20 protein-coding genes and 2 pseudogenes are annotated in these 18,949 nt (G+C 60.5%); 17 read left to right on the top strand and 5 right to left on the bottom strand.

All coding sequences use genetic code 11. The features are described from left to right. Positions 1 to 65: 65 nt before the first annotated feature. Both U5A08_RS19670 and U5A08_RS19675 read right to left on the bottom strand, forming a co-directional pair. Entirely contained in the window at positions 66 to 1,103 is a 1,038-nt protein-coding gene (locus U5A08_RS19670; RefSeq protein ID WP_268263929.1) for an ABC transporter substrate-binding protein, read from the bottom strand. Between the two features lie 206 nt (positions 1,104 to 1,309). Continuing rightward, the gene (locus U5A08_RS19675) at positions 1,310 to 2,221 is read right to left on the bottom strand and encodes a LysR substrate-binding domain-containing protein (RefSeq protein ID WP_321848194.1); all 912 of its coding nucleotides are present in this window, start codon (positions 2,219 to 2,221) and stop codon (positions 1,310 to 1,312) included. A 107-nt stretch (positions 2,222 to 2,328) separates the two neighbouring features. Between U5A08_RS19675 and U5A08_RS19680 the strand changes: the two genes are divergently transcribed. The 3 genes from U5A08_RS19680 to U5A08_RS19690 all read left to right on the top strand — a co-directional run bounded on the left by U5A08_RS19680 (position 2,329) and on the right by U5A08_RS19690 (position 5,674). Next, a complete protein-coding gene (locus tag U5A08_RS19680; protein ID WP_321848196.1) occupies positions 2,329 to 3,408 on the top strand; it encodes a tartrate dehydrogenase in 1,080 nt (359 codons plus the stop codon). A gap of 141 nt (positions 3,409 to 3,549) precedes the next feature. Next, positions 3,550 to 4,473: a 2-hydroxyacid dehydrogenase gene (locus U5A08_RS19685; RefSeq protein WP_321848198.1), complete on the top strand. Its 924-nt coding sequence runs from the start codon at positions 3,550 to 3,552 to the stop codon at positions 4,471 to 4,473. Positions 4,474 to 4,636: 163 nt separating this feature from the next. Beyond that, a complete protein-coding gene (locus U5A08_RS19690; protein ID WP_321848199.1) occupies positions 4,637 to 5,674 on the top strand; it encodes an ABC transporter substrate-binding protein in 1,038 nt (345 codons plus the stop codon). 92 nt (positions 5,675 to 5,766) lie between these two features. Here U5A08_RS19690 and U5A08_RS19695 read toward each other — a convergent pair. Together U5A08_RS19695 and U5A08_RS29960 are read right to left on the bottom strand one after the other, a co-directional pair. After that, positions 5,767 to 6,039, bottom strand: a pseudogene (locus tag U5A08_RS19695) (tyrosine-type recombinase/integrase); the annotation flags it as partial. Next, positions 6,028 to 6,259: pseudogene (locus tag U5A08_RS29960) on the bottom strand (ISL3 family transposase); the annotation flags it as partial. The pseudogenes U5A08_RS19695 and U5A08_RS29960, both read right to left, overlap by 12 nt. Before the next feature lie 185 nt (positions 6,260 to 6,444). Here U5A08_RS29960 and U5A08_RS19700 point away from each other — a divergent pair. The 9 genes from U5A08_RS19700 to U5A08_RS19740 are packed head-to-tail and all read left to right on the top strand — an operon-like array spanning position 6,445 to position 13,906. Next, positions 6,445 to 6,777 carry an integrative conjugative element protein, RAQPRD family gene (locus tag U5A08_RS19700; RefSeq protein WP_321848201.1) on the top strand — a complete coding sequence of 111 codons (333 nt, stop codon included), beginning with the start codon at positions 6,445 to 6,447 and terminating at the stop codon, positions 6,775 to 6,777. Next, on the top strand, positions 6,774 to 7,013 hold the full coding sequence (locus tag U5A08_RS19705) for a TIGR03758 family integrating conjugative element protein (protein WP_321848202.1): 240 nt from the start codon (positions 6,774 to 6,776) through the stop codon (positions 7,011 to 7,013). The genes U5A08_RS19700 and U5A08_RS19705 overlap by 4 nt, the downstream gene beginning before the upstream one ends. Before the next feature lie 14 nt (positions 7,014 to 7,027). After that, positions 7,028 to 7,399, top strand: coding sequence for a TIGR03745 family integrating conjugative element membrane protein (locus U5A08_RS19710; RefSeq protein WP_060738069.1), 372 nt, complete (start codon positions 7,028 to 7,030; stop codon positions 7,397 to 7,399). A 7-nt stretch (positions 7,400 to 7,406) separates the two neighbouring features. Then, positions 7,407 to 7,820 (top strand): TIGR03750 family conjugal transfer protein, encoded by a 414-nt coding sequence (locus U5A08_RS19715; RefSeq protein ID WP_321848205.1) that lies wholly within the window; start codon positions 7,407 to 7,409, stop codon positions 7,818 to 7,820. Continuing rightward, on the top strand, positions 7,817 to 8,458 hold the full coding sequence (locus U5A08_RS19720) for a PFL_4703 family integrating conjugative element protein (protein WP_321848206.1): 642 nt from the start codon (positions 7,817 to 7,819) through the stop codon (positions 8,456 to 8,458). The genes U5A08_RS19715 and U5A08_RS19720 overlap by 4 nt, the downstream gene beginning before the upstream one ends. After that, positions 8,455 to 9,267, top strand: a complete 813-nt coding sequence (locus U5A08_RS19725; protein ID WP_321848207.1) for a TIGR03749 family integrating conjugative element protein — start codon at positions 8,455 to 8,457, stop codon at positions 9,265 to 9,267. The genes U5A08_RS19720 and U5A08_RS19725 overlap by 4 nt, the downstream gene beginning before the upstream one ends. Beyond that, on the top strand, positions 9,257 to 10,774 hold the full coding sequence (locus U5A08_RS19730) for a TIGR03752 family integrating conjugative element protein (protein WP_321848209.1): 1,518 nt from the start codon (positions 9,257 to 9,259) through the stop codon (positions 10,772 to 10,774). Before U5A08_RS19725 ends, U5A08_RS19730 begins: the two co-directional genes overlap by 11 nt. Further along, positions 10,749 to 11,153 carry a TIGR03751 family conjugal transfer lipoprotein gene (locus U5A08_RS19735; RefSeq protein ID WP_482221466.1) on the top strand — a complete coding sequence of 135 codons (405 nt, stop codon included), beginning with the start codon at positions 10,749 to 10,751 and terminating at the stop codon, positions 11,151 to 11,153. Before U5A08_RS19730 ends, U5A08_RS19735 begins: the two co-directional genes overlap by 26 nt. Then, positions 11,153 to 13,906 carry a conjugative transfer ATPase gene (locus U5A08_RS19740; protein WP_321848213.1) on the top strand — a complete coding sequence of 918 codons (2,754 nt, stop codon included), beginning with the start codon at positions 11,153 to 11,155 and terminating at the stop codon, positions 13,904 to 13,906. The genes U5A08_RS19735 and U5A08_RS19740 overlap by 1 nt, the downstream gene beginning before the upstream one ends. Positions 13,907 to 13,945: 39 nt before the next feature. Here the strand turns inward: U5A08_RS19740 and U5A08_RS19745 are convergent, their stop codons facing one another. Beyond that, complete coding sequence (locus U5A08_RS19745) at positions 13,946 to 14,203, bottom strand: LasR-specific antiactivator QslA (protein ID WP_321848215.1); 258 nt, start codon at positions 14,201 to 14,203, stop codon at positions 13,946 to 13,948. A gap of 169 nt (positions 14,204 to 14,372) precedes the next feature. Here U5A08_RS19745 and U5A08_RS19750 point away from each other — a divergent pair, with 169 nt between their 5' ends. The 5 genes from U5A08_RS19750 to U5A08_RS19770 all read left to right on the top strand — a co-directional run bounded on the left by U5A08_RS19750 (position 14,373) and on the right by U5A08_RS19770 (position 18,947). Then, positions 14,373 to 14,627, top strand: coding sequence for a helix-turn-helix domain-containing protein (locus U5A08_RS19750; RefSeq protein WP_321848217.1), 255 nt, complete (start codon positions 14,373 to 14,375; stop codon positions 14,625 to 14,627). A gap of 105 nt (positions 14,628 to 14,732) precedes the next feature. Beyond that, positions 14,733 to 15,689 (top strand): TIGR03756 family integrating conjugative element protein, encoded by a 957-nt coding sequence (locus U5A08_RS19755; RefSeq protein WP_321848219.1) that lies wholly within the window; start codon positions 14,733 to 14,735, stop codon positions 15,687 to 15,689. After that, positions 15,686 to 17,068, top strand: a complete 1,383-nt coding sequence (locus U5A08_RS19760; protein ID WP_321848221.1) for an integrating conjugative element protein — start codon at positions 15,686 to 15,688, stop codon at positions 17,066 to 17,068. Before U5A08_RS19755 ends, U5A08_RS19760 begins: the two co-directional genes overlap by 4 nt. 3 nt (positions 17,069 to 17,071) lie before the next feature. Beyond that, positions 17,072 to 17,380 carry a hypothetical protein gene (locus U5A08_RS19765; protein ID WP_321848222.1) on the top strand — a complete coding sequence of 103 codons (309 nt, stop codon included), beginning with the start codon at positions 17,072 to 17,074 and terminating at the stop codon, positions 17,378 to 17,380. 10 nt (positions 17,381 to 17,390) lie between these two features. Further along, a complete protein-coding gene (locus tag U5A08_RS19770; protein WP_321848224.1) occupies positions 17,391 to 18,947 on the top strand; it encodes a conjugal transfer protein TraG N-terminal domain-containing protein in 1,557 nt (518 codons plus the stop codon). The last annotated feature ends 2 nt before the right edge of the window (positions 18,948 to 18,949 follow it).

An 18,949-nucleotide genomic window follows, 5' to 3' on the forward strand; every position in this document is an offset into this window, starting at 1 on the left:
CCATCGAATCAGCAACCCCGGCCGGCACCGCCACACGGCAGCTCGCCGCCGGGTACGGCATGGCGTTACTGAACGAACTTCAGCCAGCGGTCCTTGGCGGCGATACCGGCCGGCGATGCCCACCACTCTTCGGACAGCAACGCTTGCTTGGCGGCGTTATCCGGGGCGCTAGGGAGTTCCTTGGCGCGTTCCGCGGTGATCTTGCCGGTGCTGAACGCCGCCGGGTTGCCCGGGCCGTAATCGATGTGCAACGGCAGGTTGGCCTGCAGGTCCGGGGACATGGCCTCGTTAATGAACTGCAGGGCGGTGGCGTAGTTCGGGGCGTTTTTCAGCACGCACAACTGGGTGTTCTGCAACAGCCCGTCGTTGTAGGTGAACTCCACCTCCGGCTTGTCCTTGCGCACCGCGCTGGCGCGGCCGTTCCAGATCATCAGCATGTCCACTTCGCCGTCGCTGAGCAGCTGCGCCGACTGCCCGCCGGAACTCCACCACACGGCAATGTCCGGCTTGATCTGTTCCAGGCGCTTGTAGGCCCGGTCCACGTCCAGGGGGTAAAGCTTGTCCCGGGGCACGCCGTCGGACAGCAGCGCGGCTTCCAGGGTACCCATGGGGTCGTTGCGCAACGCGCGCACGCCGGGGAAGTCTTTGACGTTCCAGAAGTCGGCCCAGCTCTGGGGCACTTTTTTCAGGGCCTTGGTGTTGTAGGCCAGCACCGAGGAGTAGAACTCGTAGGCCACCGAATACGGGGTGCGATAGGCCTCGGGCATGCTCTGCACGTTCGGCAGCTTGCTCAGGTCCAGGGGTTCGATCAGCCCTTCGCGACCGCCGCGCAGGCAGTTCGAAGGCGGGGTGTCGATCACGTCCCACAGCGGTTTGCCAGCCTCGCCCTGGGCTTTTACCATGGGCCAGGCATCGGGAACGCTGTCTTGTTTGATGGTGATATTGAGGCGTTTGGCGGCAGGGTCGAGGATGGCCTTGGTCTGCGCCTCCTGGTAAGTGCCGCCCTGGGAAACAAAGGTGATCTGCGCCGCCAGCGCCGGCAATGCGGCCCCGGCAGTCAGGCACATCACGGAGAAAACTGAACCGAGCGACAAGACTTTCATGGCAATCATCCTATTAAGTCATTTGATTCGGCAGACTCAAAAAATGCGACTGAACACCTTGGAACCTTGTGGCGGCTTCGGTCTGTTTTTTGTTTTTACCGAGCGGGCCCCACCGACGTTACAAGAGTGTGCCGTGCCGGACAACTCACCAATAGTCAGGATCACCATAGCTTCAAGTTATGCAAAACCCTCACAACCCTGACCGGTCATGGATGCACCGCATAAGGCATGCGTTTGGCCAGCTGCTGAGCCAGGTACTGGCTGAACACCGAGATGCGCTGGGGAATATGACGGCGATGCTGGTACACCGCGAAGATGTCCGCCCGCGGTGCCTGGTGATCCAGCAACAACCCACGCAGACGCCCATCCTCCAAGTATTGCTGGACATCCCAGCGGGATCGCAGGATCAATCCATGCCCCTCCAGGGCCAGGCTCAGGGCCACTTCACCGTCGTTGCTGGACAGGGTGCCGCTGACTTTATGGGCGTACTCGCGGCCGTCCTTGTGGAAGCGCCAGATCGCGTAATCCCCGGCAAACTGCCGCAGCACGATGCAATTGTGCTGGGCCAGGTCCGCCACCACGTTCGGCTCAGGCATGTTTTCAAGGTATCCAGGCGCTGCACATAGTAGCCGCGGATTTTCCAGCAGGCGCACGCTGATCAAACGCGAATCCGGCGGCTCGCCCATGCACACCGCAATGTCGAACTGATCGTCCAGCAGGGCCAGGGGCTGGCTGCTCAGCTCCAGGGAAATCTCCAGTTGCGGGTGCAAGCGGGCGAAGCTGGAAACGATGGGCGCCAGGTGGCGGCGACCAAAACCCAGGGTGCCATTGATCCGCAGCCGCCCGTGCAAGGTCGGCTGGCGCTGGTTCAGGGCGCTCTCCAATTCTTCCAGTTGCCGCAGGATCGGCCGACCGCCTTCCAGGTACAACGCGCCCTCCGGGGTCAGGGCCAGCTTGCGCGTGGTGCGTTGCAGCAACTGCACCCCCAGGCGCTGCTCCAGCTGGCTCAGGCGCTTGCTCACCGCCGGCAGCGACAGGCCCAGGTGGCGCGCCACTTCGGTGAGGCTGGCGCGGCTGGCCACCTGCTGAAAGAAACTCAAGTCGTCGATGGTGCTCATGGATTCTTTCCAAAAATCTAAGAATGGCTTTCGTTTCAGGCTAATTATTTATTTCGCGGTCATACATACACTCAGTGCCGCTACCCAACAATCCCTGGAGTCGAACCATGAGCAAGTCCAGCTACAAAATCGCCGTGATCCCTGGTGACGGCATCGGCAAGGAAGTGATGCCCGAAGGTGTGCGCGTACTCGATGCCGTGGCCCGCCGCCACGACCTGGAACTGCAGTGGGACTGGTTCGACTTCGCCAGTGCCGATTACTACCTGGCCCACGGCAAGATGATGCCCGACAACTGGTTCGAGGTTCTCAAGGGTTACGACGCCATCTACTTCGGCGCGGTGGGCTGGCCCGACGTTGTGCCGGACCACATCTCGCTGTGGGATTCGCTGTTGCAGTTCCGTCGCGAATTCGACCAGTACGTCAACCTGCGCCCCTGCCGGCTGATGCCCGGGGTCAAGGCGCCACTGGCCAACCGCAAGCCCGGCGACATCAATTTTTGGGTGGTGCGCGAGAACACCGAGGGCGAGTATTCCAGCGTCGGAGGCAGGATGTTCCCCGGTACCGAGCGCGAGATTGTGCTGCAGGAAACCGTGATGACCCGAGTGGGCGTCGACCGCATCCTCAAGTTTGCCTACGAGCTGGCCCAGAGCCGGCCAAAGAAACACCTGACCTCGGCCACCAAGTCCAACGGTATCGCGATCACCATGCCCTACTGGGATGAACGCGTGGTGGAGATGGGCAAGCGCTACCCCGAGGTCAAGGTGGACAAGTACCACATCGATATCCTCACCGCGAACTTCGTCCTGCACCCGGACTGGTTCGACGTGGTGGTGGCCAGCAACCTGTTCGGCGACATCCTCTCCGACCTCGGCCCAGCCTGCACCGGCACCATCGGCATCGCCCCTTCGGCCAACATCAACCCGGAGCGCAACTTCCCCAGCCTGTTCGAACCGGTGCACGGTTCGGCTCCGGACATCGCCGGCAAAGGCATCGCCAACCCCATCGGGCAGATATGGTGCGGGGCGATGATGCTTGAGCACCTGGGCCACCCCGAAGCGGGTGCCGCCGTGGTCAAGGCCATTGAAGCCGTACTCGAACAAGGACCGGAGGTGGCACCGCTGACTGCCGACATCGGCGGCAAAGGCACCACCGAAGCCTTGGGCAAGGCCATCGCCGCCCTCTGCTGAGCCCCGAGTGGCCGCCCATTCGGGCGGCTGCTGCGGCCGGTAGAATAAAATTCAAAAGCTGCCGTCGCGGCGCAGCGATTCAAAAGAATCTACTGTCGGCGCTGGGATAGGCTGAGCACAGTTCTTCAGGCGGAGCCTTCCATGGCCCTTCTCTACAAAGCCGATTCCGAGCGTGGCCAGCAGTGGCAGGCGTTGTTCGCCGAGCACGCCCCGGACATCGAAGTCAGGCTCTGGCCGGACGTCGGCAACCCCGCGGACATCCGTTACTTGATGGCCTGGCAGCCGCCGGAAAACCTGCGGGACTTCCCCAACCTCGAAGTGGTGTTCGCCACCTCGGCGGGGGTCGATCAGTTCGACCTGCGGCAGTTGCCCGAGCAGGTGCCGGTGGTGCGCATGCAAGACCCGGGCATTGTTCAGGGGATTGTCGAATACGCCTGCATGGCGGTGCTCAGCCTGCATCGGCAACTGCCGTTGTACCTGCACCAGCAGCGCCAGGGGCAGTGGCAGGAACAGCCCTGGGTGCCGGCCCGACAACGCCGCGTGGGGGTGATGGGCCTGGGTATGCTGGGCAAGGCGGTGCTACTACACCTGCGGCCGTTCGGCTTCAACCTGCGGGGCTGGTCGCGTTCGCCGCAACAACTGGACGGCGTCGAGTGTTTTGCCGGTGCCGAGCAGTTGCCGGCCTTCCTCAGCCAGTGCGACACCCTGCTCTGCCTGCTGCCCCTGACCGAACACACCCGTGGCCTGCTCAACGCCCGCACCCTGGGCGCGCTGTCCCGGGGCGCGAGCCTGATCAACCTGGGGCGTGGCGCGCACCTGGTGGAGCAGGATCTGTTGCAGGCCCTGGACAGCGGGCAACTGAGCCACGCGATTGTCGATGTGGTGCAAGAAGAACCGGCCCATGAGCAGCACCCATTCTGGCAACACCCGAACATCTGGCTGACCCCGCACATCGGCGCAGTGACCCTGCCCGAATCTGCGTTCGCTCCATTGCTGGACAACCTGCGCCGCCACCAACGGGGCCAGGCCATGTCCGGCGTCATCGAAAAACACCAAGGATACTGAAGAGGGACCATCCCGACCCTGACGCTCTGCATAACAACAAATCAGCCCGGAACTTCGAATGTCCGGTAAAGCAACCGGCGCGGTGCTGATTCGTTCCCGCCCCGCCGAGCTGACACTGCCCTTAGCACTCCGTTGCGGTACTACTTTTTTTGGGAGTTTCACCATGTCGAAAACACTGAAGTTTGTGCTGCTCAGCGGTTGCCTGAGCCTGGCCGTGGGCCAGGCCATGGCCAAGGACCTGACCGTGATTTCCTACGGCGGCGCGAGCAAGGACGCCCAAGTGGCGGGCTTCTACAAACCCTACGAAAAAGCCACCGGGACCAAGATCATCGCCGGCGAATGGAACGGCGAGATGGCCAAGGTCAAGGCCATGGTCGACACCAAGAGCGTCAACTGGGACGTGCTCGACATCGAAGACAACGACCTCAGCCGTGGTTGCGACGATGGCCTGTTCGAGAAGATCGACATGAGCCGCATCGGGCTGGTGGAAGACTTTATCGACGGCACCGTACAGACCTGCGGCGTGGGGATTTTCGTCTGGTCCAACGTCCTGGCCTACAACACCGAGAAGCTCAAGACCGCGCCCCAGGGCTGGAAAGATTTCTGGGACGTGAAGAAATTCCCCGGCAAGCGCAGCCTGCGCAAATCCGCCCGCGGCGCCCTGGAATTCGCCCTGATGGCCGACGGCGTGGCGCCCAAGGACGTGTACAAGGAACTGTCCACCGACGCCGGCGTGAGCCGCGCCTTCGCCAAGCTCGACGAACTCAAGCCCTACATCCAGTGGTGGGAAGCCGGCGCCCAGCCGCCGCAATACCTGATCTCCGGCGACGTGATCATGAGCTCGGCCTACAACGGCCGGATCTATGCCGCCAAGCTATCCGGCGCACCGCTGAAAATCGTCTGGGACGGCAACCTCTACCAGTTCGATGAGTGGGCCATTCCCAAGGGCACGCCGAACCTGGACGAGGCCTACAAGTTCATCAAATTCGCCATGCAGCCGGCGCAGCAGAAAATCTACACCGAGCACATGGCGTACGGCCCGTCGAACAAAGGCACCATCAGCCTGCTGAGCCCGGAACTGGCCGCCGACCTGCCGACTGCGCCGCAGAACATGCAGAACGCCTTGCAGATGGACGTGGACTTCTGGACCGAGCACGGCGAGAGCCTGGAGCAACGTTTTATCGCTTGGTCGAGCAAGTAACTTCCGGCAATAGAAGCGGGCGGGCACTGAGGATGGCCCTATCCTCAGTGCCCGCCTCAGGCATGCCACAACCACCGAATAATGTCGCCTCACGCAAGTCGCATAATCTCGTTACTACGCAATCCTGTATGCATCCTCACAACGGCGATTACCTGAACCATCGTCAGTAGGTAGTGAATCTCCGACAGTAAATCCTTGCGCTCTAGGTGCAGACTCACCCAAATAAGCTTTAGCGAGCTTGAATCGTCAATGACACGAGGATTGACACCGGAGTTGAACGCCACGGATGGGGGCGTCGCAAGATGATGCAGGGGGCTGAATATCAAACGCCCCCCAGTCCATAGTTCGAAATCAATACGCCTGAGCAATATGCTGAGGCGCACCGCACGACCGAGAATGGGCAAATCACGAACGACTCGCTCGCAATACTCATGGGTGGTTTGACCAAGGCTTTCGGTACCCACCACAGAACGGGAATCAGGTGGAATGGGGAGTCAGATCGATCTGTAGCACGTCACCATCAGGCTTGATCGTGACAACAGAAAAGCCCTCCCAAAAAGGAAGATAAGTATTAACATCGCGCATAAGAACGCCGGTTTGTTGGATGTGCTAGCTCGTATAAACATCATCAATCAAATCGGCGTTCTTGTTTCTGTGTTTCCTGGAGCTCAATGAAGAACAAAAAAAGCGATTCATCAGACCTCAGATTTCTTACGGAATAATTCGACCTCTAACTTGATTCTGCTCCCAGATCCATATGGGCCAGCATCATGCCAACTACCGTCTTTCGCTGCTTACTACTCTCGCTGGCTATCGTCGATGGCAGCAGCTATGCCGCATCTGGTCATGAGCGCGAACAACTCAGCCTAGTCCAGCAGCAACTCGACACTATAGAGCGCCTTGCAACGCGAGCTAAGACAGCCAGCACGACTGAACCCGACGACCGATATCGATTCGACTACACCCGCTTAATCCGGGACATCCAGCGCATTCGTCAAAGCGTTCAGGGCTATCTCTCCCCCTCCCGCGCTCAACCCCGAGATTCCGCTGAACTGGTCGGTGATTACCGCCTCGACGCTCCGACTGCGGAGCCCTCGCCATGAGCATGACTGACGCCCAAACCTCAGCGTTCCAAAACGCCTCCGGCTTCTCGGCACAGAGCAGTTCGACGCTCTGGCTTTCCCTGGTTCTCGTCTTGACCCTGCTGTGGTGTGCATGGGTGATGTGGACGGCTTACCGGGGATGGGCGACAGGTAGTGTGCGCTTCGGCGCGTTTGGCGGTAGTGCAGCACGCGTCTTGCTCGCGTTGTTGGTTCTGATGTTCTTCACCCTTTCCTAAACCAGGAGATAGTCATGCTCAAGTGCCTTGCCCCCCTGAAAAACAACCTGCGTGATCGTGCGAGCCAGCGCTTGATCGGTCTGCTGTTGGTACTCGGTCCAAGTCTGGCTTTTGCCGAACTCCCGACCATGGAAGCGCCTTCGCGCGGAGAAGGCTCCGGGTTGATCGAGACGATCAAAAACTACGCCTACGACGGCGGCATCCTCCTCGGCCTGCTGATCGCCCTGCTCGCTTTCTTGGGGGTGGCCTGGCACTCGCTGACCGTGTACGCCGACGTGCAAAATCAGCGCAAGACTTGGAAAGACCTTGGCGCGGTGGTCGGTATCGGGGCCCTGCTGGTGGTGATCATCATCTGGTTCCTGACCAAGGCTGCCGCGATTCTGTGAGGTTGGCATGAACGACGCTATCGAACACCTTGTCGACGGCACCTTGGTCTTTCTGCCAGAGCGACTCAATCGTGATCCCGCCATATTGCGCGGTTTAACCAATGATGAGATGTGGGTAGCGCTCGGCACCGGCGCTGTCATTGGCCTGCTGCTGGGCGTTCCTCTGGCGATCGCCACCGCCTCCATTGCCGTGGCGCCGACCAGCATGATCGCAGGCATGGCGGTGGGGTTATTTGCCGGTGGCACACTACTGCGTCGGGCCAAACGGGCTCGCCCCGAGACCTGGTTGTACCGCAAGCTCGAATGGGTACTGGCTAGCCGCTGGCGCCTGGGTCGCGGACGTTTGATCCTTCACTCCAGCGCCTGGACGGTTCGTCGTTCGCGTCGACTGCGCCCTGCCCTGTCCCGGTGGCAGCCATGAGTCGTTTTCGGAACAAGGTGGATGCTCAGCAGGCCCACATCTTCAGCCTGCGCCTGGCGGTAGTGATCCTCGCCCTGGTCTGTGCCGGACTCTGGTATGGCTGGCGCTCGACACCAACCGATCTGACCGTGCATGTACCGCCAGATCTGCGCTCGGGCAGCACGCGTAAGTGGTGGGATATTCCCTCAGAGAATGTCTATGCCTTTGCCCTGTACATCTTTGGCCAACTCAACCGCTGGCCCTCGGATGGCGAGCAGGATTATCGCCGCGCCATCTATGGCTTGCAGTCCTACCTGACCCCCGCCTGCAAGGCCTTCCTCGACGGCGACTACGAGTACCGCAAGGCCGCTGGCGAACTCCGCCAGCGGGTGCGTGGCGTCTACGAAATCCTGGGACGAGGTTACAGCGAGGATCCGGAACTCAGGGTCAAGCAACTCGACCGCGACAGCTGGCTGGTCAAACTCGACCTCAATGCCGATGAGTATTACGCCGCCGAACCGGTGAAGCGGGTGGTGGTGCGTTATCCATTACGCGTGGTGCGTTTTGATCTGGACCCCGAACGCAATAAGTGGGGGCTGGCACTGGATTGTTATCAGGGCACTCCGCAAAAGATCTCCCTGCCTGGAGGTGAGCCATGAAGCGGGTTTCGACCCTAAGACTCACCGGCGCACTGATGCTATGGGGAGCTGCAGCGCATGCCGTCGAGCTGATGCACTGGGAACGCCTCCCCCTCGCGGTCCCTCTGGTGATCAATCAGGAACGAGTGGTCTTTATCGATGAGGCTGTTCGCGTCGGTGTGCCCTCAACCCTGACGGGCAAGCTGCGCGTGCAATCAACCGGTGGCACGCTGTACCTGCGCGCGTCGGAAGCCATTGCACCGACCCGACTGCAACTGCAATCGGTCGCGACGGGCGAAATCATCCTGCTGGATATCGCGGCAACTCCCGGCGATCAACCGCTGGAGCCCTTACGTATTCTCAAGAATGCCCAGGTGCGAGCTACCGAGGCTGAATCCAGCACCGCCCCGGTTCCCGAACGTACACCGATCCCGGTCGCTTTGACGCGCTACGCCGCACAGAGCCTGTACGCGCCGCTGCGCACCGTGGAGTCCCTGCCCGGTGTACGCCGCGTCCCGCTCAAGCGGCACACCGAACTGCCGACCCTGCTGCCGACGGAAAACGTATCCAGCACACCCATCGCCGCCTGGCGACTCGGTGATTACTGGGTAACGGCGGTGAAGTTGCGCAATCGTGGTTCAGAGACGGTGCAACTCGATCCGCGCCGGCTTCAGGCCAAGCTGTTCGCTGCGGCCTTCCAACATGCTTTCCTCGGGTCTGTCGGCAGTGCTGAAGACACCACGATCGCCTACCTCGTCACCCGCGGTGCCGGCCTCGAACACGCCGTGCTGCTCCCGCCCGTTGCGCGAGGTGCTGACGATGAAGGCTAACGCCTTGCTCAAATGGCTGGTACCGGCTGCGCTGCTGGCCGTGGTGCTGATCATCCTGAAAACCTGGGTCGCGGGTGGCAGCAGTTCCTCTCCAGAAAACCCAGTTGATCAGGGCAACCTTCAGTTATCCGCCGAGCAAGCCAAGTCACTCGGCATTGCGGGCGATACCCCACGCGATACAGTCGCCACCCTGGTCGGCCAGGTGAAGGCCATGCGCAGCGACATGCTCGGTTTGAAGAAACACAATGACTCACTGCTGGCGGAAAATAACCGTCTGCGCGAGCGGGAAAACAGTGTTGATTCGCGAATCCAGACGGCGCTTGGCAGTGTGACCCAGCAGGTCGACGAAGGCCGCCGACAAGCCAACGAGGCCCGACTCAAAGCGGAACAAGACAGTCGCCAGGCCCGCGGTCTACTGACGCAATTGCAAGACAAGTTGTCGGGGCTGACCGGCAAAGGCAAGGACATGCCAATCGGATTGGGGCTTGAGCCCGACGACGGGGCTCAGTTTGAAGGGCGGCACTCAACCAATGATGCGCTGCAGTGGATTGAACCCTCGGATGCTTCGTCCACCGACGCCGGAGGCAAAACCAAGACCTCCTCCGCACTGAGTCTGCCTACCGCCTTCAACTCACCGGAGGGCTTGAAAGATAACGCGATTGATCGCAGCCAGAAACAGTTAATTGCGGTCACCCAGTCTGAGCGTGACCTGACGCGATCCGTTGATCGTACCGAAGGCGCGAAACCGGTCTACACCATTCCTGAAAACGCCACAATGATGGGCTCGGTCGCCATGAGCGCGCTGATCGGCCGAGTTCCGGTGGACGGCACCGTGAATGATCCCTATCCCTTCAAGGTGCTGGTCGGCCCGGAGAACCTGACGGCCAACGGCATCGACCTGCCGGACGTCGCGGGTGCCGTGATGAGCGGCACGGCGTCCGGTGACTGGACCCTGTCTTGCGTACGCGGACAGGTCGAGTCAATCACCTTTGTGTTTACCGATGGCACCATCCGCACGGTGCCTCAGCCGAAGGCGGTAGCCAGCCGCAATGCCTCCACCACCCAGAGCACGAACACCGACAAGATCCGCGGTGGACTCGGTTACTTGTCCGATCCGTATGGCATTCCGTGCATTGCCGGCGAGCGCCGCTCGAACGCCCAGCAGTACCTCGGCAGCCAGAGCCTGATCACGGCCGCCGGCGCCGGTGTTGCCGCCTTGCTCGGGGATGAGCGGAACAACAGCAGTGTGATCAGTTCGGGCGGCAGTACGCTCGGGGTCACCAGCAACACGGGCAATAGCGCACTGAATTCAATTCTCAGTGATGGGGTCAGCGACATCCGCGAGTGGGTCAACAAGCTGTATGGCGAGGCCTTTGCTGCCGTGTACGTGCCACCGGCCGCACAGGTCGCACTGCACCTCGACCATGAGATCACCATCGACTACGAGCCCAAGGGCCGGAGCGTTCGCCATGAAAAAGACCATGCCTCCCTGCCTGATCTGGATTAGCGTGCTTTGCTTAGTCCTGGCGGGGTGTTCCACCGACAAGGACACGCTGCTGCCCCATGGCGAGCAAACCATGCTGGACATCTGGAACGGCGCCGGCTCACAAGGCACTCAGCAGCAACTGCTGGATGCTCGTCAACAGTTACGCCGTCCGCTGGCCCAGACAGATTTCTCCGCGGCGCTCCAGGAACCGTACACGCGTACAGCGGCGAACGAGATCCGCAACCTGTTCCCTCGCCTGCCCAATCCCGATCTGGTGCTGTACGTGTATCCGCATTTGAGTGGTACCGAACAGGCACCGGTCCCGGGTTACTCAACGGTCTTTCCGTTTTACCAACAGGTGCAGTACGCATTGCCGGGTGAACGTCAGGAAGACTTGTAGTGCGTAGCGACGATTCGGGCAACCGCCCTCCCGCATGGAAAGCCTGGCGCAACCCATTACGCCCTCGCGCGACCTTGGCCGATGAATCCGCACTGTATGCGCACAACCCCAGCTTCACCGATCACCTGCCGTGGGTCGAGTACCTCGATACCGAGCAGTGTTTTCTGCTCGATGACAATCGTTCGGTGGGTGCGGTGTTCGAGTTGCTACCTATCGGCACCGAAGGGCGCGAACCCGATTGGTTGATGGCGGCCCGCGATGCCCTTGAGGATGCCCTGCAGGATAGCTTTGACGAGCTGGATCAAGCGCCTTGGGTGGCGCAGTTTTTCTGCCAGGACGACAACGACTTCACTCCCTACCTGACCCGGCTCACGGGCTATATTCAGGACCGCGCGCGAGGCACGGTTTTCACCGACACGTACTTGGAACTTACTCGTCGACACCTGAAGGCCATCGCCAAGCCAGGAGGACTGTTCGAGGACAAGGCAGTCACGCGCCTGCCGTGGCGCGGAAACAACCGCCGGGTGCGCTTGGTGGTTTATCGCTGGCTTGAGTCTGACGACGAGGAGACAGAACTCACCCCGGTGCAATCCCTGCATGAGGCTTGCGAACGTATCGCGGCTTCGTTGCAGGCCTGCGGCGTACAATCGGTACGAGTCGATGGCCGCGGTCTTTATGCCTGGTTAGTGCCCTGGTTCAATCCGGCCCCCAGGCTCACCGATGAAGCGCCCGAGAAGTTCTACCGCCGCGTGGCCTATCCGGAGTCAGGCGACGGTGAATCGCTGGAACTGCCCTTTGATCATGACTTCGCCGAGCGGCTGTTCTTCAACGAACCGCGTTCGGATGTGCAGCGCGGACTCTGGTTTTTCGATGGTCAGCCCCATCGGGTGATGGTGGTGGACAAGCTGCGGCGCGCACCGTCGATTGGCCAACTCACTGGCGAAATCCGCAAGGGCGACGCGGTGAATGCCCTGTTCGACCAGTTACCCGAAGGGACGGTGATGAGTCTGACCTTGGTGGTCAAACCCCAAGATGTGCTCGAGGATCAGTTGAATCGCCTGGCGCGCAAAGCCATCGGTGAAAACCTGGCCTCGACCCAGACCCGTCAGGATGTCGAAGAAGCCCGCTCGATCATCGGCCGCCAGCACAAGCTGTACCGCGGCACGCTGGCGTTCTACGTGCGCGGTCACGATGAGCAGCAATTGCACCAGCGCTCGGTCAGCCTGGCCAACGCGCTGCTGGGTGCGGGGCTGCAACCGGTACGCGAAGGCGATGAAGTCGCCGCCTGCAACAGTTACCTGCGTTGGCTACCGATGGCTTACAACCCGGCCCGCGACACACGCAACTGGTACACGCGGCTGATGTTCGCCCAGCACCTGGCGAACCTGGTTCCGGTGTGGGGTCGCAGCACCGGCACCAGCCACCCGGGCATCACCCTGTTCAACCGCGGCGGTTCGCCACTGAGCTTCGACCCTCTGTCACGGCTGGACCGGGCCATGAACGGCCATCTGCTGTTGTTCGGCCCCACCGGTGCCGGCAAGTCGGCCACCCTAGTCACCCTGCTGATGCAGATCATGGCGGTGTACCGCCCACGCTTATTTATCGTCGAGGCTGGCAACTCATTCGGCTTGCAGGGCGACTACTTCGCGACACAGGGCCTGTCGGTCAATAAGGTCCAATTGAAACCTGGCGCTTCGGTCAGTCTCGCCCCCTTTGCCGATGCCTGGCGCCTGGTCGAGCAGCCGGATCAGGTGGCGAGTCTGTCGATCGATGAGCTGGACGATGAGGTGGTAACCAGTCGCGAAGACCAGCGCGATGTTCTTGGCGAACTGGAAATCACCGCCCGGCTAATGATCACTGGCGGTGAGGTCAAGGAAGAAGCCCGCCTGAGCCGGGCCGATCGGAGTCTGATTCGCGAGTGTATCCTCGATGCGGCGCAGATGTGTGTCGCCGCGGGCCGTCAGGTACTGACCCGCGACGTGCGCGACGCTTTACTGCGCGTCGCCGCCAACACGCACTTACCGGAGAAGCGTCGTGAGCGTGCCCAGGAAATGGGCGAGTCCATCGACCTGTTTTGCCAGGGTTTCGAGGGCGAACTGTTCAATCGCGAGGGCACGCCTTGGCCCGAGAGCGATGTGACCATTGTCGACCTGGCCACTTACGCTCGCGAAGGTTACGAGGCACAGATGTCCATTAGCTACATCAGCCTGATGAACACCGTGAACAACCTTGCCGAGCGCGACCAGTATTTGGGGCGGCCGATCATCATGGTCACCGACGAGGGCCATATCATCACCAAAAACCCGCTGCTGGCGCCATTCGTGGTCAAGGGCACGAAGATGTGGCGCAAGCTCGGCGCTTGGTTCTGGCTGGCGACGCAAAACCTTGCCGACTTCCCCACTGCTGCGCAGACCATGCTCAACATGATCGAATGGTGGATTTGTTTGAACATGCCGCCCGCGGAAATCGAAGAAATCGCTCGCTTCAAGAAGCTCACTCCGGCGCAAAAAGCCCTGTTGCTCTCCGCAAGCAAGGAGCCAGGTAAATATACCGAAGGGGTCGTGCTGTCGAAGAAGCTCGAGACACTGTTTCGAGCCGTGCCACCCAGCCTTTACCTCGCCCTGGCCATGACTGAACCCGAGGAAAAAGCCGAGCGCTGGACACTGATGCAGGACAACGGCTGCTCGGAGTTGGAAGCGGCTTACCGGGTAGCTAAACGGATCGATAGAGCGCGAGGAATAGAACCCGCATAGGGAAATCTATTCCGGTCGCGCTCTAGAGCGAGCGACAGGTTATTTCGATGCTCCTCGGAGCCGCTGCTGAATCCTTAACAGAAATCCGGCTTCAAAAGCATCTTGGCAGTCACCGACAGGAAGCGTCTTGCGCGTTTGCGCCATCTCCCACCACAGTGGAACCTCGCTGGGCGTATCAAGCCAAGCCTGAGCGCATTGCACGCCACGTTCGATCATCGGGGCAAATTCGTTGCCCCAAGGTGTCAGAAGACTTGGGCAACCATCCGCCGCAGGAATTGAAATGTAGTTTTGGTCCATACACACCCTAAATTTCTGATTTATTGTTAGATGCTGGGCGCAGCTTCGAAAAGCGTAACGACACCAAATGAACGCTCGATAACAGCCATGAACACCAAATGGCCTAGTTGAATGTCAATGTAGACTATATCCCGTGGATTGAGAGTCCCTCAAGGCGCAATTTGCGCGCATGACTCAAGACTACGAACAGCTTCGTCTTCATCTGGCGGAAAACATCCGCTTGATGCGACGCGTGAAAAACCTAACCCAAGAGCAGCTGGCGCTCATGGCCGAGGTGGATCGCACCTACGTCAGTCAAATCGAACGATGCACGGGCAACCCGTCGCTATTGGTCCTGTGCAAGCTCGCCAATATTTTCGAAATTACCGCAGATCAACTGCTTACAGAGCCGGACATCCTGCGCAGCGCCCTTCACGTCAAATAATAGTCTCACGTTTCACAAACCCGATAGATCCGCCTTCATAATTTCCACTGACAGTCTTCCGTCCCTAACCGAACCTGCCCAGGCCATACACCAAGAGCCTGGATCATGCCTGTCGCCTGCTCGTCAATCCCACCCACAAAGCTAAGGCCCTTGGCGCTGAGCGTCCTTCTGATGTGCGGCCCAAGCATGGCGCTGGACACCGCCAGCATCACGTCCTCCGTGCTTTCTCTAAACTGTCTCGAATACAGGGTCGTCGGCATTTGTTTCTGGCTCCTCTGCACGCCCTTCGGCTGCAAGGTCAAAACCTCGACCAAGGTTCGTCATTTCATTCCTGAGTTGGTGGTCTCGAGCTATGCCACCACCGGCAACAACCCCTGGACAGAGATGGCCGCCCTCTCCTCTCCCATCAGCGGCGCGGAAGGTGGCGGCAACCTGATCACGCCGAACACCCAGCGCGACAACCTGCCCCGCTTCAAGAACGTCGACGGTATCGGCCACCCCGGTGGCTGGGCCGCCACGCAACTGGCTTCGCAATCCGGCTATGCCTGCGCCAGCGGTGCCACTGCGTTCATGCCCTACTACCTGAGCACCCTGGACTCACTGGCCTGGCGCCATGGCATACCGGAAAGTCTTTACCCCGAGTCGCTCATGCCGGGGATCCGTGAAATTGGTCGTCAGGCTTTGGGAAATATGTGGGGCAACGTCTATCCCCGGCAGGGCTTTCTAGTACAGCCCGACGACTTCAAAGCAGCCGCAGTCATGGCGCAACGGGCCGGCGATGTGATGACCCGCAACTGGCAGCCGCATGTGTACTTACCACTCACACCCACCCCACGCGACGGCTACTGGCCGCCTGGCCCGATCGTTGAAAACGACGCTTCGACCCACAAATGGCAATTGCTCTACCCTCAGGTTCAGCCCACGTGCGCCATCTTCCCCAGCGATCCGGTACAGAGCACGGATGGCGGCTACGCCTGGTCGCTGTGGCGTCCCTATAGCTGCTGCAAACGTGAGGGGCAGACCTTTCTGTTCAGCATCGACTTCGACGGCGGTGCTTCATGAGCCGGCTTCGCGCGCGACCCAGGTTGGGCACGATGAGTCTGGTGCTCTACGGACTGCTCGCCATGGCCACGCATGCCCTCGCTGCCGAGGGCGATTACCGCCTGGGCACTCAAGGCGAAGTACTCGACGACCGAGTGATGTACACCATTGGTGGCGGCTCGGCAGTCGGCTCACCGAGTTCGCTCTACCGACCCAGTGGTCTCGGTGTCGGCGGGTCATGGCGAGCGAACATGATGTGCGGAAACATGAGCCTCACCAACACCCTGCAAAACCAGTTGAACGGCGTCACCGAAGGTTTCCAGCAGATCATGGGCAGCATCGTGCAGAACGCGACCCAAGCGGTGATGTCGCTGCCGGCGTTGATCATCCAGCGCGCCAACCCCGGTCTCTATGAGTTGCTCAGTAACGGGGTGATGCAGGGGCGCATCGACTTCGACCGCTCCAAGCTGACCTGCCAGGCCATGGCCGAGAAAATGGCCGACAAGGTCGGTCAAGCCGGCTGGGGCGCGCTGGCCAAGAACCAAGAAATGCAAGGCAACCTGGAGCAAACCGGCGGTGATGCCGTGGCCGCGGTGAAAAACACCGAGGCCCATAACGGCAACAATGGGGTGTCCTGGGTCGGCGGTTCGAAGGCTGGTGGGAATGGGCAGACACCCATTCGGGTGACCGCCGACGTGGTGCGCGTGGGCTACAACTTGCTGCATAACCGTACGGTGGATAACAGTGCCTCGATCAGTAGCAGCGATTGCCTGGGTGGGGCTATTTGCCAGACCTGGATCTCGCCCCAAGAGGAATCCGAATGGGCCGTTCGCGTGTTGGGCGAGAGCGAAGTCGCGACCTGCGACACCTGCGAAACCCTGCGTGCTACCGCTGGCAGCGGATTGACGCCGCTGATCCAGGAGGCCTACAGCGAACGTCTCAAGGCCCTGCAGGGGTTGCTGTCTGGCTCACTGCCGCCTACCCCTGACAACCTGGCTAAAGCCTCGAGCTCGATGCTGCCGGTGACCCGTGGCGTGATTGAAGCCCTGCGCGACGATCCCGACCAGGATCTGCTGGCGCGACGCCTGGCCAGCGAGACAGCCTTGTCCAGCGTGCTCGACAAAGCGCTCCTGCTACTGCGCACGCTGCTGGCGGGCAGCCACGAACCGAACATCGCTTCAGCCGAGCCGGCTCAGACCGCCTTGACGAAAAACATCGACGCCTTGGAGCGCGAAATACGTCTTCTACAAACCGAGCTGCAGGTCCGGCAGACGCTCGCCACCAATACCGCCAGCCTGGTTCTCGATCGGCATGCCGGTGGTGCCGATGCTTCGCGTACCGTCGAGCAAGGCGACCCCGAGCCCGGTCGACTCAATGATGCTGACGCCAGGCACAAGTGAGCCATGAAACGCTCACCGCTATTCATTTTACTTGCGAGTCTGGGAGTTGCCGCGGTGATGATCCTGACCGCCGCACTGGTCACCTGGCTTGGCCGCACTGCGCTGGGTAGCTTCGAGGCCTGGCAGCAGGCATTCGAATCCGTACGGCCCTATCTGCGGTGGTGGCGCGCCCTGCTCTACGGCGCCCTCTTTGCGCTCTGGTGGGACCTGCTTCGGCGCTACCGACATCGACCACAGGATCGACTGTGCGTGAAACGCATCGGAGCATTAGGGCTCGTGCTCTTTACCTGCGTCGAACTCACCCGACTGTGAGGTCACCACCATGCTCATGAGCACCAACAGCTACCTGGAGTTTTACCTCTCCCTGCTGGCCTGGATCATCAACAACGGCCTCTGGAGCGTCCTGTCCGACACTGGGCTGTTTGCCGCGCCCTTCGGTGCAATCATCTTGCAGGAATGGTTGTCTGCTCGTCAGCAAGGTGCGGATGAGGGCAACAAGGGCCTGCTCTCGGTGCCGCGGATCGAGAACCGGTTGTGGCTGGCCTACATCGTCGTGTTGTTCGGTTGCGCGCCTGTGTTTCCGTTGAGCCTCTCGTCAATGACGTTCGATGATGCGGCGAGTCAGCGCTGCGGCGTGAGTGTGGCTAAGCCAGCAGAAACCGCCTGGGGGACGACCTTCAATACTATCGGCGAACGCTCCGCCAACGTACCGATCTGGTGGTTTCTGGTGCATGCCTTGAGCAAAGGGGTAACTGCGGCGGCCACCGCCTCTATCCCCTGTGCACCGGATATCCGGCAGATGCGCATGGAGATCGACAGCTCGCGCATCGACAGCCAGGTACTGCTGCAGGAAGTCGCCGACTTCACTCGCGACTGTTATGGCTATTCTCGCTCCCGGCTGTTCACTAACCGTCCGCAGTTGGACAAAGCACAAAGTCACGACGCAGCGTGGATCGGTTCAAGCTATTTTCTCGATACCCCTGGCTACTACGATACGGATCGCTCACGCACACCGCGAGTCAGCTGGCCGTATGACGACAGCCGCGATGTTTCCTTGCCGCGACTGGAGAATGGTGCGGGCTACCCCACCTGCAAGCAGTGGTGGAGCGATAGCGGTATCGGGTTGCGCGAGCGCTTGATCGAACAGGTCGATCCCTCGTTGCTGACTCAGCTGAAAGGTTGGTTGACTGGCCGTTCGAGCAACGAGCTCGAGGATGCCACCTTGCGTCAGTTGGTCAGCCCGCGCCAGCAAGCAATGTCCATGTCGCCCGGACAGGTGTACCAGGACTATGGCTCCAGCGCCCGTGGCGGTTCGATCAATCAGGGACTCAATAACCTGGCTACCAACACCGGGTTGGCCCTCGGGTCCTTCAGCAACTTCCCGGCAATGAATGCACTACGCGCCGCCCTGCCGATGGTGCAGGCCTTTCTGATCATGGGCGTCATCATCAGCTTGCCGCTGATTCTGTTAGTCAGTACCTACCAGTGGAAGACCGTCATGACGGTGACGTTCGCGCTGTTCACCTTACACATGCTGACCTTCTGGTGGGAACTGGCGCGCTGGGTCGACTCCAGCATGCTCGATACCCTGTACAACCAGGTTTCGGCTTCCAATCAAGTGCTGTTGTCGTTGCCCACATCCGGCTTCATGGATGGAACCGTCACGGCACAGGTGATCGAGTATGTGATGGGGGCGATGTTCATCGTGCTGCCGATGGTTTTTCTAGCCACCATGAGTTGGGCCGGATATAGCGTAGGTTCAGGCGTAGAAGGAATGCTCAGCAGGGGAACCCACGCAGCACAGACAGCGAGCTCTAATGGAACCGCTCAGTTGATGAGCGGGGCAAGAATTGTTTCGGGTAAATCGAGCTCAAAATAACC

This window comes from Pseudomonas paraveronii, from assembly GCF_963681955.1.
GTDB lineage: Bacteria > Pseudomonadota > Gammaproteobacteria > Pseudomonadales > Pseudomonadaceae > Aquipseudomonas > Aquipseudomonas paraveronii.

Bases quoted from the DNA above. Each gene is read 5' to 3' on its own strand.
- U5A08_RS19670 (WP_268263929.1), bottom strand. From the start codon at position 1,103: ATGAAAGTCTTGTCGCTCGGTTCAGTTTTCTCCGTGATGTGCCTGACT.
- U5A08_RS19675 (WP_321848194.1), bottom strand. From the start codon at position 2,221: ATGAGCACCATCGACGACTTGAGTTTCTTTCAGCAGGTGGCCAGCCGC.
- U5A08_RS19680 (WP_321848196.1), top strand. From the start codon at position 2,329: ATGAGCAAGTCCAGCTACAAAATCGCCGTGATCCCTGGTGACGGCATC.
- U5A08_RS19685 (WP_321848198.1), top strand. From the start codon at position 3,550: ATGGCCCTTCTCTACAAAGCCGATTCCGAGCGTGGCCAGCAGTGGCAG.
- U5A08_RS19690 (WP_321848199.1), top strand. From the start codon at position 4,637: ATGTCGAAAACACTGAAGTTTGTGCTGCTCAGCGGTTGCCTGAGCCTG.
- U5A08_RS19700 (WP_321848201.1), top strand. From the start codon at position 6,445: ATGCCAACTACCGTCTTTCGCTGCTTACTACTCTCGCTGGCTATCGTC.
- U5A08_RS19705 (WP_321848202.1), top strand. From the start codon at position 6,774: ATGAGCATGACTGACGCCCAAACCTCAGCGTTCCAAAACGCCTCCGGC.
- U5A08_RS19710 (WP_060738069.1), top strand. From the start codon at position 7,028: ATGCTCAAGTGCCTTGCCCCCCTGAAAAACAACCTGCGTGATCGTGCG.
- U5A08_RS19715 (WP_321848205.1), top strand. From the start codon at position 7,407: ATGAACGACGCTATCGAACACCTTGTCGACGGCACCTTGGTCTTTCTG.
- U5A08_RS19720 (WP_321848206.1), top strand. From the start codon at position 7,817: ATGAGTCGTTTTCGGAACAAGGTGGATGCTCAGCAGGCCCACATCTTC.
- U5A08_RS19725 (WP_321848207.1), top strand. From the start codon at position 8,455: ATGAAGCGGGTTTCGACCCTAAGACTCACCGGCGCACTGATGCTATGG.
- U5A08_RS19730 (WP_321848209.1), top strand. From the start codon at position 9,257: ATGAAGGCTAACGCCTTGCTCAAATGGCTGGTACCGGCTGCGCTGCTG.
- U5A08_RS19735 (WP_482221466.1), top strand. From the start codon at position 10,749: ATGCCTCCCTGCCTGATCTGGATTAGCGTGCTTTGCTTAGTCCTGGCG.
- U5A08_RS19745 (WP_321848215.1), bottom strand. From the start codon at position 14,203: ATGGACCAAAACTACATTTCAATTCCTGCGGCGGATGGTTGCCCAAGT.
- U5A08_RS19750 (WP_321848217.1), top strand. From the start codon at position 14,373: ATGACTCAAGACTACGAACAGCTTCGTCTTCATCTGGCGGAAAACATC.
- U5A08_RS19755 (WP_321848219.1), top strand. From the start codon at position 14,733: ATGCCTGTCGCCTGCTCGTCAATCCCACCCACAAAGCTAAGGCCCTTG.
- U5A08_RS19760 (WP_321848221.1), top strand. From the start codon at position 15,686: ATGAGCCGGCTTCGCGCGCGACCCAGGTTGGGCACGATGAGTCTGGTG.
- U5A08_RS19765 (WP_321848222.1), top strand. From the start codon at position 17,072: ATGAAACGCTCACCGCTATTCATTTTACTTGCGAGTCTGGGAGTTGCC.
- U5A08_RS19770 (WP_321848224.1), top strand. From the start codon at position 17,391: ATGCTCATGAGCACCAACAGCTACCTGGAGTTTTACCTCTCCCTGCTG.